Origin of the sequence: Alteromonas sp. 76-1 (assembly GCF_900654235.1) — a bacterium.
Taxonomy (GTDB): Bacteria; Pseudomonadota; Gammaproteobacteria; order Enterobacterales; family Alteromonadaceae; genus Alteromonas; species Alteromonas naphthalenivorans.
On sequence record NZ_LR136958.1, the window covers coordinates 1,997,856 to 2,012,361 of the forward strand.

Sequence of the window (14,506 nt, forward strand, 5' to 3'; positions counted from 1 at the left end):
GGAAGGGGCGGCATTACATTTAAAGCCACCTCTTATCCCAAACTTTATCCTACATGCAGATTTACATTGTATCCGGCGTATTTACGAATGTTGATAACCCGGTCGCCATCTAGCATCCAATACTGGCCTTTAATTCCAGTGAGAACGCCTTCAAACTCTGGTGTTTTGTCTAAGTTAATCGACTTTATTTTTTCTGGGTAAGTATCTACAGGGTAGTGAATGTTATGCACTTCACCATCGGCTTCAGACACCGCTTGTATCCCTTTTGTCTGCTGAATTTGTGCTAATCCATCAGCAATTTTCGACAATATAGTGGCTTTTACTTCAAGTAAATCAACCTGATCTGGGGCACTTTTCAACATAGTGCGCCAATTGGTCTTATCGCCAATATGTTCTTTGCAAAGCATTTCCACTAGGCCGCTGGTGAGTCTGTCTGTTACGCGTAACATGACCGTGGCTTGGGTAGCACCCTGATCCATCCAGCGGGACGATACCCCATCAGTAACGTGGCGAGTGATGCCGACTTTTACATTGCCGGTGTTAGCTAAGTACACAAAGTGCTCGCTAAAGCAGTGTTCTTCGCCCCATTGCGGTTCTCGGCATGTGCCTTCGTGATAGTGACATTTTTCAGGTTTAATAATACAGCTATCGCACTGAGCTAATGAAATTAAGCAAGGGTAGCAATAGCCTTGGCTAAAGCTTTTCTTGGTCTTTCTATTGCAATGTACGCAGTTAATGTCGCCCGTAAAATCAAGGGAAACCTTTTGGCCGATAACCGGGTTTATATCTACCTTGTGTTCTCCAATAGGAAGCTGGTAGTTAACCGTGTTGTTGTCGTCAGCATGCGTGCGCATTTTTCTAAGCGCACCGCTATAAGATGTGGTCATGGTGTATTCCTATTCGCTTAGCTCGCCGCAAAGGTTTTGGGTAAGCTTGGCTTTAATGGTTTCAAACGGCAAATTCTTACTTAATAAATAATGTAATTTTGCTAACGCGGCTTCGGGGGTCATATCGCTGCCAGATAACGCGCCCACTTCCTGCAACCCATGCCCAGTGGCATAGCCGCCCATGTTGACGCGACCGCGCATACATTGGGTGCAGTTAAGCACCGGTATTTGTCTATCCCTTGCATATTCTAATTGAGCAATTAGGGCTGGGCTTTGGGGTGCATTACCTACACCGTAACTTAATAAAATGAGTGCATTTACCGGTTGCTGTAAGGTATTTTTAAGCACTTCTGAAGAAATGCCAGGGTACAAACTTACCATACCAATGGGCTGTGCTTTTACACTCGAAACCTTTAGGGTTTTATCTGACTTAGTAGCAAGTTCACCGGCCTTAAGGCGGATGTTAATACCTGCTTCAAGAAGTGGTGGGAAGTTAGGTGAATCGAAGGCACTGAATCCATCAGCATCTACCTTACGACTGCGATTTCCCCGTAACAAACGGTTATTAAAAAACAGTCCGACTTCTGCAATAGGGAAGTTAGCGGCAACATAAAGTGCGTTTAACAGGTTAACTTGGCCGTCAGAACGCAGCTCTGCAAGAGGAATTTGTGAACCAGTCACTATCACAGGCTTGGTCAAATCTTCCAGCATAAAGCTTAATGCAGATGCGGTATACGCCATGGTGTCGGTACCATGCAAGATGATGAATCCGTCGTATTTATCATAGTTTTCAGCAATATCATCGGCAATGCGTTGCCAATCAGAAGGGTCCATATCCGATGAATCAATGAGGTTATCGTACTCATGCAGTGTGAATAATGGCATTTCACTACGATGAAACTCAGGCATGTCATTCAACGTATCGCCGAGGAAGCCAGCCGCTGGAACATAACCATGATCTGATGGCTTCATTCCGATGGTGCCGCCTGTGTAGGCAATATAGATATGTTTACGCATTGCGTAACCTCACTTCTTTTGTGGGTTTAGGCAGAATGACGGCATTCTAACAGCCCGCAGACTAAAGTCATCCTGATCGCGCAAAAACCTTGTAATCATTAGGGGAGAACAGGCAATATTGGGCGGTAAATTAATAATAAATACACGACAGGTTATTTTTTATAATGAAAACAATGAAGATAAGTTTACTTAGTGCTGCCATAGTGAGTGGCTTAATGGCTGCACCCGCCTTAGGGCATCAGCAAGACAATACAGCGGTTTCTACACAACTGCAGTCTGCGGTTAGTGAAGTCAAAGACATCATAGAAGTGGATGCAAATAAAACAGAGGCAGAAAAATTAGCCGCCTTAACGCTTAAATATTTTAACGAGTCGTTGGAACAAAACCCTGTAATGGCGACATTTTATGGCGTGAGCGATTATAACGATCAGTTCAATGAGCCCATGAGCGAGGCATTGATTGCTAAATCAAAGGCGCATGAGCAAACGTATTTAGCAGCCATTAATGCTATTGATGCGTCTAAACTTTCTGGGCAAGACTGGATCAGCTACCATATTTTTAAAAGCGACAGAGAACACCGCATTGCGGGGTACGAGTTTGGTAGTCAGTACATGCCAATTAATCAAATGTATGGTGTGCATACTTTTTTCCCCATGCTGGGTTCAGGCCAGTCTGCACAGCCGTTTGCTACGGTAAAAGACTACGAAAACTTTATTTCTCGAACCAAAGGCTACGTAGCGTTTATCGATAGCGTAATTGTGTACATGAAAAAAGGTATTGAGGAAGGGGTGGTTTTACCGACTGCTATCACCGAAAAAATGGTACCGCAGTTAAGTGCTCACGTTGTTAAAAAAGCCTCAGAAAGTGTGTTTTACGGACCAGTAAAACAGCTTGAGACAAATGAAAACATTAGCGATGATGAAAAAGCGCGTTTAGCCGCAGCCTATGAGGGAATAATCACTGAAATGATTGTACCTTCGTATCAAAAGCTACACGACTTCGTAGTAGAAGAATATTTGCCCCACACTCGCGCTACCGTAGGTTACTCAGATTTACCAAAGGGAAAGGCGTGGTACGAGTACAAAATTAAAGACAATACGACCTTACCGCTGAGTGCCGATGAAGTGCATGAATTTGGGTTATCTGAAGTGTCGCGCATATTAAGTGAAATGAAAGCGGTTAAAGAAACCGTGGGCTTTGAAGGAGACCTAGCGGCGTTTTTCGATCATCTTCGTACTGACGATAAATTCTACTTTGAGTCTGATGAAGCTTTGATTAAAGCGTACACCGATGTGAAAAAGGATATAGACGCCCGTTTACCCAAGCTTTTCAGCGTATTCCCTAAAGCTGATTATATCGTAAAAGCGGTAGAACCTTATCGTGAAGCGTCATCGGCAGCAGCTAGCTACATGTCTCCGGCACCAGACGGTAGCAGACCTGGCATTTTTTACATCAATACTCGTGACCTAAAAGCCCAACCTAAATTTAGTTTGGAAACCTTAAGTATTCACGAAGCGGCGCCTGGTCATCACTTCCAAATAGCTATTCAGCAAGAAGTGGAAGGTTTACCTTTGTTTAGAAAATTCAACGGCTATACCGTATTCAGTGAAGGCTGGGCCTTGTATGCGGAAAGCTTAGGAAAAGAGCTTGGCATGTTTACCGACCCATACATGTGGTACGGACGACTAAATGATGAACAGCTTCGTGCTATGCGCCTGGTGGTTGATACAGGGCTGCATGCTAAGGGGTGGAGCCGCGAAAAGGCCATTGCGTATATGCTTGATAACTCATCAATGGCTGAGTCTGATGCGGTGGCAGAAGTAGAACGTTATATTTCTATTCCTGGCCAAGCGTTAGCGTATAAAGTGGGAGAGCGTCATATTAGACATTTACGTAATCAAGCCACTGAAGCCTTAGGTGACGACTTCGATATTAAAGCGTTCCACAGCAATATACTGACTGATGGGGCAATGCCAATGCCGATATTGAGTGAAAAAATGTCGATGTGGATAGACGAAGTAAAATCTAAATTGTAAAAGCTAAGGCGAATAAGTTGATAGCTTAGCTAAGCGAAAAGAAAGGCAAACAAAAAAGCGGCTGTGAAAGCCGCTTTTTTATATCTATTTTACTTCTTTACCCGCTGCCTGTTGGTCGGCATGGTAACTAGAGCGAACCATAGGGCCACTGGCTGCATGAGTGAAGCCTATGTCTTTGGCGTAAGCGCCTAGTGCATCAAATTCATCAGGGTGAACATAACGCTTCACAGGGAAGTGGTGGCGACTTGGCTGTAAATATTGGCCAAGTGTCAGCATGTCCACGTCGTGAGCACGTAAATCGCGAAGTACGCCTTCAATTTCCACGTTTTCTTCGCCCATACCCATCATTAAGCCAGACTTGGTTTTAACATCTGGATGCTGCGCTTTAAATTTCTTGAGCAAGTCTAATGACCACTGATAGTTAGCACCAGGGCGACACTCGCGATATAAGCGCGGAATAGTTTCCAAGTTGTGATTGAACACATCAGGAACACCATTTTTAAAGATTTCTAATGCGCGATCCATACGGCCACGGAAATCTGGAACTAGCACTTCAATTGTGGTCGTCGGGCTGTGCTCACGAATCGCGTTGATACAATCTACGAAATGTTGTGCGCCACCGTCACGCAAGTCATCGCGGTCTACCGAGGTAATTACCACGTAACGAAGATTCATTTCAGCAATGGTTTTCGCTAGCTTTTCTGGCTCTTCCGCACTTGGCGGTAGTGGTTTTCCGTGGGCAACATCACAGAACGGACAACGACGGGTGCAAATGTCACCCAAAATCATAAAGGTTGCCGTACCGTGGTTGAAGCACTCAGCTAAGTTAGGGCAGCTGGCTTCTTCGCACACAGAATGCAGTTTATTCTTTCTTAAGGTCTTCTTGATGTGATCAATTTTATCCGTGCTGCGTGGCAGCTTAATTTTGATCCACGAAGGCTTGCGCAGCATTTCTTCCTTTTCAGTAGGAATAATGGTGACAGGAATGTGTTTTACTTTTTCGTCGTCGCGGAGTTTAACTCCAGCTACAGGTCGTGCGTTACTCATCAAAACCTTCTTTATGTCGTTTTTCCGTAATGGAAAGCGCTTCAAGTAGTAAGTCGGTGAGAACTTCACCGGCAACACTTATCGAATCTGGGCCACTCAGACTGGCGGTATCAATCATTTCCATACCTGCATAACCGCATGGGTTAATGCGCTGAAACGGTGACAAATCCATATTAACATTTAATGCCAATCCATGAAATGAGCAACCGTGACGAATTCTTAACCCTAGTGAGCAAATTTTTTTCTCATCTACATAAACCCCTGGTGCATCGGGTTTAGGGTAGGCGGTAACACCGTATTTGGCCATTAAGCCTACCACAGCATCTTCCATCGCAGTTACTAAGTGTCGTACACCTAGCTTGCGTCTACGAATATTAATAAGAAGATAGATAACCTGTTGGCCTGGGCCGTGATAGGTTACCTGACCGCCTCTGTCGACTTGCACCACGGGAATGTCACCGGGCATCAAAATATGTTCAGCTTTGCCTGCTTGACCTTGTGTAAATACAGGGTCGTGCTCAACCAGCCAAATTTCATCTTCAGTCGTATCATCACGTTCATCCGTGAACGCTTTCATGGCAGCCCATATGGGCTCGTAGCTTTGTCTGCCAAGTTGCCGAATAATGACAGAGTCGGTTAGGGTGCTCACTTATAGTACGACTCTTACAAGTTCTAACTTAGCAAGTTCAGTGTAAATAGTTTCCATGTGCTCTTTGCTGGTCACTCGTACACTTACCGATACAGAATGGTAATTACCTTTGCTGCTTGGCTTCACTGCGGGTGAATAATCACCTGGCGCGTGCTGCTGTAAGCACTCAATTACGTGATTAGGTAAATCGTCATGGGCGATGCCCATTACTTTAAATGTTTGATTTGTGGGAAAATCTAGAAGTTCATCGAAACGGGTATCCATGCGATATCCTTTTTATACAGTCATTAAATACAAAAACGGCCCGATTATACCAATCAGGCCGCCCTTGAACTAGTGTAGCGAGGCGTAATGTTACGCTTCGTCGAAACCCAGTTGCAGCATAATGTAATCTTTAATGCGATTAAACATGCTGCCTTCTTTCACTTCTTGCAAAGTGACAAGGGGGTAGCTGGCTACATCTTCGCCTTCAAGTTGAAGGAAAAGTGTGCCTACAACTTGGCCTTTAGCCAATGGCGCTTCTAGTTTTTTGTCTAGTTCAAAATTGGCTTCCAAGTTAGCCGCTTGGCCGCGTGGAATGGTAATGGGGGTAGATTGGTTAATACCAAGGTCTACGGTTTCTCTATCGCCCATATAAATGCGGTGTGCAACAAAACTGTCGCCAGCTTGGTATGGAGTTAGTGTTTCATAAAAACGGAACCCATATTTAAGCAGCTTCTTGTTTTCTACTTTACGGGCTCTTTCACTGTCGGTACCCATGACCACAGAAATCAAGCGCATGTCGCCTTGAGAGGCTGAAGTAATAAGGCTGTATCCAGCATCTGACGTATGACCCGTTTTAATACCGTCAACGTTTAAGCTTTTGTCCCATAACAGGCTGTTACGGTTATATTGCTTGATGCCGTTAAACGTGAATTCTTTTTCGCTGTAAATTTTGTACATTTCAGGGGTTTCAGCAATAAGTGCGCGAGACACTATCGACATATCACGAGGTGTCGTGTAATGGTCAGGATCGTGAAGCCCATGTGCATTTACAAAATGCGAGCCAGTCATACCAAGTGCTTGGGCGTGGGCGTTCATCATGCTAGCAAATGCCGCTTGTGAGCCAGCTACGTGCTCGGCCATGGCAACACAGGCATCGTTACCTGATTGCACTACAATACCGCGTAATAAATCGCTTACCGATACTTGCGTACCCACTTCGATAAACATCTTTGATGAATCTGGGAATTTTTTGGCCCATGCATTTTCAGAAATGGTTACTTCGTCAGAAAGGCTAATGTTACCAGCTTGCAGTTCTTTACCAATCACATAAATGGTCATGATTTTAGTCAAGCTGGCTGGTGCCAATTGCATATCTGCGTTTTTCGACGCGATAACGTGTCCGGTTTCAAAGTCGGTTAAAAGAAAGCCTCCCGCTGCTACTGATGGAGCCGGTGGGGTAACCACTGCTGCATTTGCTGACAGCGCTAGTGCACTGAAAAGCATAAAAGCGAAGGAGAGAAAAGACGGTTTAGCGCGTTGAATTATTCTGAGCATGATTTTATTTTCTTTGACCGTTTATTATCCGTTTAAAACTGAACAGCAGGCACGCTACACAGTTAATACTACTATTTGATTTAGAATTCTAACGTAAGGCGCATAGTTCGACTAGGGTTAAACCGAAAAGTTTAGCTGTTAATGGAGATTAGGCTACGAAACAACGAAAAAGCACCATAAATGACAGATTTGAAACGCGTTTCGCCACATTATTGCCATAGTTGTGACGGTTTTTTGAGCGAGTCGTTAGAGGGTTTGTTTTATCTTATAAGCTTGGGGGTAGCCGTTTTGTTTTAACTGCTCTAACAATTCGTGAGCAAGCGCTTCATCTTCAATCGGACCAAGTTGAAGTTTATATACATTGCCTACTACAGGCATGTGTGTTGGCACCTGATAAAGTGCAGAAAGTACATTTGAAATAGACTCTGCTTTCTTCTGATTTGATAGTGCTGCCACCTGAATAAAATAACCGTCCAGAGAGATTGAGGTTTGCTGAAGATTATCGCTTTGCGCTGAGGTGCTCGCGGCGACCTCAGATGATGGTGTCACTGGTGATGTTGATGCTAGTGCTGAGGGAAGGGGAGCAATACCAATGTATTCGTCGTAACTAACGGTCGGGTTAATACCAACTGTTACATTGTTTTCGGGGTCGAAGTGAATGACTTCAATTTTTACCTTTGCCGTACCTTTGTTGTGATAACCCAACTTTACCGCCGCAGCGTAAGACAAATCGATGATACGGTTATCGTGAAAAGGGCCACGATCATTCACTCGCACAATCGCTTGTTTATCGTTGTCTAAATTAGTCACGCGCACGTAAGAAGGAAGCGGTAAGGTTTTGTGGGCAGCCGACATAGCAAACATATTGTAGGTTTCACCATTTGACGTTAAATGGCCATGAAACTTCTGACCATACCAACTGGCGTAACCTACTTCTTCAAACCCTTTACCTGATGTCAGCGGTGTATAATGTTTGCCTAGCACCTTGTAAGGGCGGCTGTTAAACATTCTATAAGCTTCATACTTAGGAACGGCATCCAAAGTTTCAGGCACTTTCGCTACATGATTCGGGGCAGTGTCTTGATGCTGACTATAGCGACCACTAGGCGCTGACTTACACGCGGCGAGTATAAATGAAGCAAGCAGTATTAACAGTAGTGTGCGCATGTTATCGAGACATTAATCGTTTTTGAGTGGCAATAGACATTAGCATGCCAAAGCCTGCCATTAATGTCACCATAGAAGTGCCTCCATAACTGACTAAAGGCAGTGGCACTCCTACCACAGGTAGTAATCCAGATACCATTCCCATGTTTACAAACACATAAACGAAGAAGGTTAACGTAATACTGCCTGCCAGTAACTTAGAGTAGGCGTCTTGAGCTCGACTCGCAATAATAAGCCCACGTAAAATAACGCAAAGGTAAATAATCAGCAGAACAATAACCCCAGTAAGGCCAAATTCTTCACTGAAAACCGAAAAAATAAAGTCGGTGTGTCGTTCAGGTAAAAATTCTAATTGTGATTGGGTGCCCTGCAACCAGCCTTTTCCATCTACACCACCTGAACCTATCGCAATTTTCGACTGAATAATATGGTAACCCGAACCGAGTGGATCGCTCTCTGGGTTTAAAAACGTCAATACGCGTTGCTTTTGATACTCCGCCATTAAAAAGAACCACATAATAGGCGCGAAACCACCGAGTAACAGCGCAACAAATCCGATAAGCCGCCAACTCATACCGGCGAGGAATATCGCGAAGATGCCGGAGCTGGCAATAAGCAGCGATGTCCCTAAATCGGGTTGTTTAGCAATAAGTACCGTTGGGATAGCCACCATTAAAAAGCCAACCACAATATTCATGGTGCGAGGAGGTAGCGTAAACTTGCTAATATACCAGGCGACCATCATAGGCACCGCGAGCTTCATTAACTCTGACGGTTGAAAGCGAATAAACTTTAAGTCTAGCCAACGCTGAGCGCCTTTACCCATGTCGCCAAATAACAATACCGCGATAAGCATTAACAGCCCCGCGATATAGGCGTATGTCGACAGGCGACGAAATGCGCCTGGGGGAATTTGTGCGATACCAAACATGACCGCTATACTCAGCGCTAGGCGCGTAACTTGACGTTCTACTTGGCCGCTGTCTTGTCCTGATGCTGAATACAGCGTTACTAGTCCCACTGACATAAGCACTAAAAGGCTTAAAAACAGCCAACCATCAATATGAATACGCTGTAAAAAACTGGTTTTATTTGGGTTGAGCGTGTTCTTTTTCATTATTCGTCAACCTTGCTAATTTCGGTGTCGAAAACCCGATCACGAAAATAGAAATCCATGATTTTCTTGGCGACAGGGGCTGCATTTTTACTACCGCCACCGGCGTTCTCAAGCACGACGGTTACTGAAATTTCTGGGTTTTCAAAGGGGGCAAAGCCTACATACATGGCATTGTCTCGCAAACGCTCATCTATTTTTTCAGCATCGTATTTTTCATCTTGTCCCACGGAAAATAATTGTGCAGTACCGGTTTTGCCCGCAGACTGGTAAGGCGCATCAGCAAACGTATGGCGAGCACCACCTTCTTTACCATGCACTACGTCATGCATCGCGTTCAGTACAATATCGACATTATGCTGGTTCTTAATTTCGATAGGTCGAAGGGTTTTAAGTGGAATAATTTCTACTGAGCTATCTTCGTGCATAAACCCACGAATAATTTGCGGAATTATGCGTTCGCCACGATTAACCAAGGTGTTCACTGATTGCGATAACTGAATAGGGGTGGTAGACCAGAACCCTTGGCCAATACCCACAGGAATGGTGTCACCGATATACCAAGGCTGGTTGAATCGTGCACGCTTCCAGCCTCTGCTAGGCATATTCGCATCAGATTCTTCGTATAAATCGATACCGGTAAAATCACCAAACCCAAATTCGTACATGGCTTCACTGATTTTATCTATCCCCAACTTATAAGCTAAATCGTAGTAATAGATATCGCAGGAAACTTCTATTGCTTTTGCGATATCTACATCACCGTGGCCCCACTTTCGCCAGTCTCGCCATGTATGCGATACGTTGGGCAACTGATAGCGGCCATTATCTTTAATCGTATACTCTTCGGTGACTATCCCCTCTTCAAGTCCAATTAAGCCAAGGTGAGGTTTAATGGTAGATGCAGGCGGATACTGGCCTTGAGTGGCGCGGTTTATTAGTGGGCGATCAGGGGAATTTAATAGGGCAGAGTAATTCTTTCTGCTGATACCGTGAACAAACAAGTTCGGGTCGTAACTGGGGTTTGAAAATAACGCCAATACCCCTCCCGTTTTTACATCACTGACAATCACAGCGCCGCGCTGACCTTCCAGTGCCTGCTGGGTTGCAATTTGTAGGGAAAGGTCGATGTTTAATACAATGTCTTTACCGGGTACGGGTGGGTCGACGTTTAATACTCGAATTATCCGGCCCTGGTTATTCACTTCCACTTGTTGGTAACCCACTGAACCGTGCAATAGCTCTTCGTGGTATTTCTCTACCCCCAATTTGCCAATGTCGTGGGTGGCAGCATAGTTATCTTCTTGCCCTGCCTCTACCAGCTTTTGGAGGTCTTTCTTATTAATACGCGCTACATAACCCAGTACATGGGTAAGAGCTTCTTTATAAGGGTAATGACGTGCTAGTCGCGCTTCAATTTGTACCCCGGGGTACAAATGTTTGCTGGCAGAAAAGAGTGCAACATCCTCTTCGGATAATTTAGTCCGCAGGGCAATAGGTTTAAAACGTCGTTGGCCTTTTAAGCTGCTATTAAAGCTTTCACGTTCTTCTGGGGTGATGCCCATCAATTGGGTTAAGCCATCTAAGGTGGCGTCTAAATCGTTGGTTTGCTCAGGTGTGATTTCTAAGCTAAATACAGGACGGTTTTCCGCAAGCAATATGCCGTTTCTGTCATAAATTAACCCACGGTTTGGCGCAACAGGTAATACCTTAATGCGATTCCCGTTTGAGCGGGTTTGGTAAACGTCGTGTTGTTCAACTTGCAGGGAATAAAGGTTATTCAGCACCACGCCTAGCATCATAACAACAATAATAAAGGCGATAGACGCTCGTCTGGCAAATAAGTTTGCTTCAGCCGAGTGGTCTCGAATTGCTTGGCGCTTGCGATGCATAAAAGGTTATTCTCTCACTCGCGATGATACGGGTGGTTCTGAGTAACAGACCAAGCGCGATATAGACTTTCAGAAAGAATAATTCTTACAAGCGGATGAGGAAGCGTAAGTGCAGACAGTGACCATTTTTGTTCAGACACGGCAATACATTCAGGTGCTAAACCTTCAGGTCCACCAATCAAAAGACTGACATCACGGCCATCCATTTTCCAATTATCTAACTGTTTGGCTAATGTGGGGGTGTCCCAAGGCTTACCAGTGACTTCTAATGTCACTACGCGGTTACCTTTAGGAATAGCGGCGAGCATCTGTTCGCCTTCTTTTTCTAGAATGCGTTTAATATCGGCATTTTTGCCACGTTTACCTGCGGGGATTTCGGTAAAACTCACCGGTAAATCGGCGGGGAAACGGCGAAGGAATTCATCTACCCCGGTGGTGACCCAGGCGGGCATTTTTGTACCTACGGCGACAATTTGTATACGCACAGTGGGTAAATCCTTTAGAACATCAAACTACCAACAAAGTTAACCGCAGCCCTTTTTATAAGTCTGCGGTTGGCTTTGTTATGACCACAGCTTCTCTAACTGGTAGAAATCGCGAGTCTCGTCTTGCATCACGTGCAAAATAACGTCGCCAAAATCTACTAATACCCATTCGCCAGTTTCTTTGCCTTCCACGCTTGTTGGTGCTTCGTCTGCGCTTTTAGCTTCTACTATTACATTCTCAGCAATAGCAACAACATGGCGCTTAGAGTTACCAGAGCAAATGATCATGGTGTCGGTAATGGTTGATTTGCCACGAACATCCAGTTCTATAATATCGCGGCCTTTCATGTCGTCTACTTTATCTTTTACGAACTGCTTGAGTTGTTGACTCTCCAAGTGTTTCCTCACTTATTTGATAATTCTTGGTATAACCGATGTGTATAAATATAGTCTGAGACTGCCTGAGGCAGCCACTTTGCTATTAATGTCGTGGCTTGAAACTTTGCGTCATGCAATGCTGTTTCGTTCAAATGTGTTTCTTGCAATGTCGATGATGCATCCGTTTGAACGGCGCTGCGCAATTGCGTTGATGAAACAGGGTGTAATGGGGTATCTGCAAGAAATACTAAGCCAGTAGGCTGAGCATGTAGTTGCAGAACGTCCTCTGTTTTGTTGGCTTTTAACCACTCAACCAAGTCATCAGGTGGTGTAAATGTATCGCTGTCGCGACGCATTACCACTAGGTGACAGAAATCAAGCAAACGCTCCCACTCAAACCAAGACTTAAGATTATACAGGGAATCGGCGCCAATGAAAAAACAGATTGTCTTATTGTCTCTTTCTTTTAATGCTCGAAGGGTTTTTACCGTGTAAGAAGGTGAAGGTAGCGAGAGTTCGATTAGCTCTGGGTACAAGCGTTTATCTTGCTCACAACACAGCTTCACCATGTTGACCCGGTGTTCTTCGCTAACGGCCACCGATTTGTGCGGCGCCAACTTACAAGGCATTAAACCGAGTGCGTCGATATTCAGCGCAGACAATAAATGGAGCGCTGGCGATACATGACCTAAATGGGGCGGGTTAAAAGTCCCCCCTAAAATGGCGCGAATAGCCAAAATGTTAGGCTTCCATCAAAGGAAGGTGAAAAATACCCATCGCCATAAACATCATGCATAAATGGCAAAGCTTCACGAAGGGGCGTGAAATAACGTTTTGTTTAAACGCTAAATCGGCTTGGGTGAGGGCATCCTGAATTTGTAGCAACTGTTCTATGCTAAGGCGATTTAACGCACTTTGATAGAAGCCCTGCCTGTTGCGCCAAATACCAAACTTCTGCCATTGAATGGCTTCACCATTAGCGGTAGCGCTTTTCAATTTCCATAAGACTTCCCATTCACGAATCAGGGCCCAAATAATAATATTTGGCTCTAAGCCTTCACTTTCTAATCGGTAAAGCATTTTCACGCAGCGATTAGCATCACCGCTTAGCATGACATCCACTAACTGAAACACGTTGTAGCGAGATTGATCTACCATCGCCCGTTCAATTTGTGCTTCAGATACTGACTGTTGAGGGTAAAGTAGGGCAAGCTTATCTATTTCTTGTTTTGCTGCCAGTAAATTACCTTCGCAAAAATCGGCAATCATTTTCATTCCAGCTGCATTAATAGTTAGCTGATGTTGTTTTACTTGATTGCTGATCCATGCACTAAGTTGTCTGCCTTCTAAAGGGTAGCAGAGTACAGAAACGCCCATGTCATCGAGCACTTTGAACCACTTTCCACGCTGTACGTCTTTGCCAATTTTAGGACCATGCACTAGAAGGAGAGTATCTTGGGTTAACCCTTTAGCAACTTCTTGCAGCATTTTGCTGCCTTCTGCGCCGGGTTTTCCTGTAGGAAGTTCTAATTCAATAAACTGCTGGTTTGAAAACAACGACATGCTTTGGGTTGCTTCAAGCAGCTGATTCCATGAAAAGCCAGTGTCGGCCACAAGCACTGTGCGCTCATCAAAACCGTTGGCTTTTGCCGTGGTGCGGATTTGCTCTATCACCTCAAATTTTTGCTGAGGCTCATCACCAAACACCAAGTAACAGGACGCTAATCCTTTACCTATCTCACTGGAAAATTGGTTTGGATAGAGTTGCATGCTTAATCAATCAGCTTAGCAGCAGAGGCTTGGCTTGAAAGCCTACGGATAATAATGTCCGCTGCCTCGGCACGCATTTCATCGAGTACTAATTCGAGTTCTCTTGATTTCGCCAATACTTGATCGGGGTCATCTTGATAATCACGCATTACATCGAAGGTAGCCATAATGGCTTCCTCGTCAGGGAATTGAACCCGATAACGCACGGTATAAATCAGTTCGTATTCAGCAACTTGACCCGAAGCGTAAACCGAAAGCAGTCTGCGCTCTAATTTTTCGGGCAGTAAATACAAAGATACGCCGTCGGTAGACGACGTACTATCTTGTTGGTAGACGCCATTTAACCCGTACACAGTAAGGCGGTTGTGAAGCGCTCTTGCAAGAGGTGCATGAGCGCGAGCACTGTTAATAAGCACTGATTTTACATTTTCAGGAAGGCTAGGGGCACTTCTTAAATGAAATCCACAACCGGCAAGTGCAATAAGTGCACTCAGTACCACTGTGTAACGAAGTAAACGGCGCATA

The 14,506-nt window shown here is 44.7% G+C and carries 15 protein-coding genes; 1 reads left to right on the forward strand and 14 read right to left on the reverse strand.

The window, feature by feature from the left end:
- Window positions 1-44: 44 nt before the first annotated feature.
- Window positions 45-887 carry a DUF2797 domain-containing protein gene (locus ALT761_RS08425; protein WP_013784379.1) on the reverse strand — a complete coding sequence of 281 codons (843 nt, stop codon included), beginning with the start codon at window positions 885-887 and terminating at the stop codon, window positions 45-47.
- Between the two features lie 9 nt (window positions 888-896).
- Window positions 897-1,904: an asparaginase gene (gene ansA / locus ALT761_RS08430; protein WP_129737968.1), complete on the reverse strand. Its 1,008-nt coding sequence runs from the start codon at window positions 1,902-1,904 to the stop codon at window positions 897-899.
- Window positions 1,905-2,068: 164 nt separating this feature from the next.
- Here ansA and ALT761_RS08435 point away from each other — a divergent pair, with 164 nt between their 5' ends.
- Window positions 2,069-3,940: a DUF885 domain-containing protein gene (locus ALT761_RS08435; protein ID WP_129737970.1), complete on the forward strand. Its 1,872-nt coding sequence runs from the start codon at window positions 2,069-2,071 to the stop codon at window positions 3,938-3,940.
- Between the two features lie 84 nt (window positions 3,941-4,024).
- Here ALT761_RS08435 and lipA read toward each other — a convergent pair whose 3' ends face one another.
- From lipA to ALT761_RS08495, 12 genes are all read right to left on the reverse strand, one after another.
- Window positions 4,025-4,987, reverse strand: a complete 963-nt coding sequence (lipA, locus tag ALT761_RS08440; RefSeq protein WP_013784376.1) for a lipoyl synthase — start codon at window positions 4,985-4,987, stop codon at window positions 4,025-4,027.
- Window positions 4,980-5,636, reverse strand: coding sequence for a lipoyl(octanoyl) transferase LipB (lipB, locus tag ALT761_RS08445; protein ID WP_129737972.1), 657 nt, complete (start codon window positions 5,634-5,636; stop codon window positions 4,980-4,982). The genes lipA and lipB overlap by 8 nt, the downstream gene beginning before the upstream one ends.
- Window positions 5,637-5,900, reverse strand: a complete 264-nt coding sequence (gene ybeD / locus ALT761_RS08450) for a DUF493 family protein YbeD (protein ID WP_013784374.1) — start codon at window positions 5,898-5,900, stop codon at window positions 5,637-5,639.
- A gap of 90 nt (window positions 5,901-5,990) precedes the next feature.
- Complete coding sequence (locus tag ALT761_RS08455; RefSeq protein ID WP_172602865.1) at window positions 5,991-7,175, reverse strand: D-alanyl-D-alanine carboxypeptidase family protein; 1,185 nt, start codon at window positions 7,173-7,175, stop codon at window positions 5,991-5,993.
- Between the two features lie 246 nt (window positions 7,176-7,421).
- A complete protein-coding gene (locus ALT761_RS08460; protein WP_129737974.1) occupies window positions 7,422-8,342 on the reverse strand; it encodes a septal ring lytic transglycosylase RlpA family protein in 921 nt (306 codons plus the stop codon).
- Between the two features lies 1 nt (window position 8,343).
- On the reverse strand, window positions 8,344-9,459 hold the full coding sequence (gene rodA, locus ALT761_RS08465) for a rod shape-determining protein RodA (RefSeq protein ID WP_129737976.1): 1,116 nt from the start codon (window positions 9,457-9,459) through the stop codon (window positions 8,344-8,346).
- Complete coding sequence (mrdA, locus tag ALT761_RS08470; protein ID WP_129737978.1) at window positions 9,459-11,348, reverse strand: penicillin-binding protein 2; 1,890 nt, start codon at window positions 11,346-11,348, stop codon at window positions 9,459-9,461. Before mrdA ends, rodA begins: the two co-directional genes overlap by 1 nt.
- 14 nt (window positions 11,349-11,362) lie before the next feature.
- Window positions 11,363-11,833 carry a 23S rRNA (pseudouridine(1915)-N(3))-methyltransferase RlmH gene (gene rlmH, locus ALT761_RS08475; RefSeq protein ID WP_013784369.1) on the reverse strand — a complete coding sequence of 157 codons (471 nt, stop codon included), beginning with the start codon at window positions 11,831-11,833 and terminating at the stop codon, window positions 11,363-11,365.
- A 78-nt stretch (window positions 11,834-11,911) separates the two neighbouring features.
- Entirely contained in the window at window positions 11,912-12,229 is a 318-nt protein-coding gene (rsfS, locus tag ALT761_RS08480; protein ID WP_013784368.1) for a ribosome silencing factor, read from the reverse strand.
- Between the two features lie 8 nt (window positions 12,230-12,237).
- Complete coding sequence (nadD, locus tag ALT761_RS08485) at window positions 12,238-12,948, reverse strand: nicotinate (nicotinamide) nucleotide adenylyltransferase (protein ID WP_129737980.1); 711 nt, start codon at window positions 12,946-12,948, stop codon at window positions 12,238-12,240.
- 4 nt (window positions 12,949-12,952) lie between these two features.
- The gene (gene holA / locus ALT761_RS08490) at window positions 12,953-13,981 is read right to left on the reverse strand and encodes a DNA polymerase III subunit delta (RefSeq protein WP_129737982.1); all 1,029 of its coding nucleotides are present in this window, start codon (window positions 13,979-13,981) and stop codon (window positions 12,953-12,955) included.
- Between the two features lie 2 nt (window positions 13,982-13,983).
- Window positions 13,984-14,505: an LPS-assembly lipoprotein LptE gene (locus ALT761_RS08495; RefSeq protein ID WP_129737984.1), complete on the reverse strand. Its 522-nt coding sequence runs from the start codon at window positions 14,503-14,505 to the stop codon at window positions 13,984-13,986.
- Window position 14,506 lies beyond the last annotated feature (1 nt).

Bases quoted from the DNA above. Each gene is read 5' to 3' on its own strand.
- ALT761_RS08425 (WP_013784379.1), bottom strand. From the start codon at position 887: ATGACCACATCTTATAGCGGTGCGCTTAGAAAAATGCGCACGCATGCT.
- ansA (WP_129737968.1), bottom strand. From the start codon at position 1,904: ATGCGTAAACATATCTATATTGCCTACACAGGCGGCACCATCGGAATG.
- ALT761_RS08435 (WP_129737970.1), top strand. From the start codon at position 2,069: ATGAAAACAATGAAGATAAGTTTACTTAGTGCTGCCATAGTGAGTGGC.
- lipA (WP_013784376.1), bottom strand. From the start codon at position 4,987: ATGAGTAACGCACGACCTGTAGCTGGAGTTAAACTCCGCGACGACGAA.
- ybeD (WP_013784374.1), bottom strand. From the start codon at position 5,900: ATGGATACCCGTTTCGATGAACTTCTAGATTTTCCCACAAATCAAACA.
- ALT761_RS08455 (WP_172602865.1), bottom strand. From the start codon at position 7,175: ATGCTCAGAATAATTCAACGCGCTAAACCGTCTTTTCTCTCCTTCGCT.
- ALT761_RS08460 (WP_129737974.1), bottom strand. From the start codon at position 8,342: ATGCGCACACTACTGTTAATACTGCTTGCTTCATTTATACTCGCCGCG.
- rodA (WP_129737976.1), bottom strand. From the start codon at position 9,459: ATGAAAAAGAACACGCTCAACCCAAATAAAACCAGTTTTTTACAGCGT.
- mrdA (WP_129737978.1), bottom strand. From the start codon at position 11,348: ATGCATCGCAAGCGCCAAGCAATTCGAGACCACTCGGCTGAAGCAAAC.
- holA (WP_129737982.1), bottom strand. From the start codon at position 13,981: ATGCAACTCTATCCAAACCAATTTTCCAGTGAGATAGGTAAAGGATTA.
- ALT761_RS08495 (WP_129737984.1), bottom strand. From the start codon at position 14,505: ATGCGCCGTTTACTTCGTTACACAGTGGTACTGAGTGCACTTATTGCA.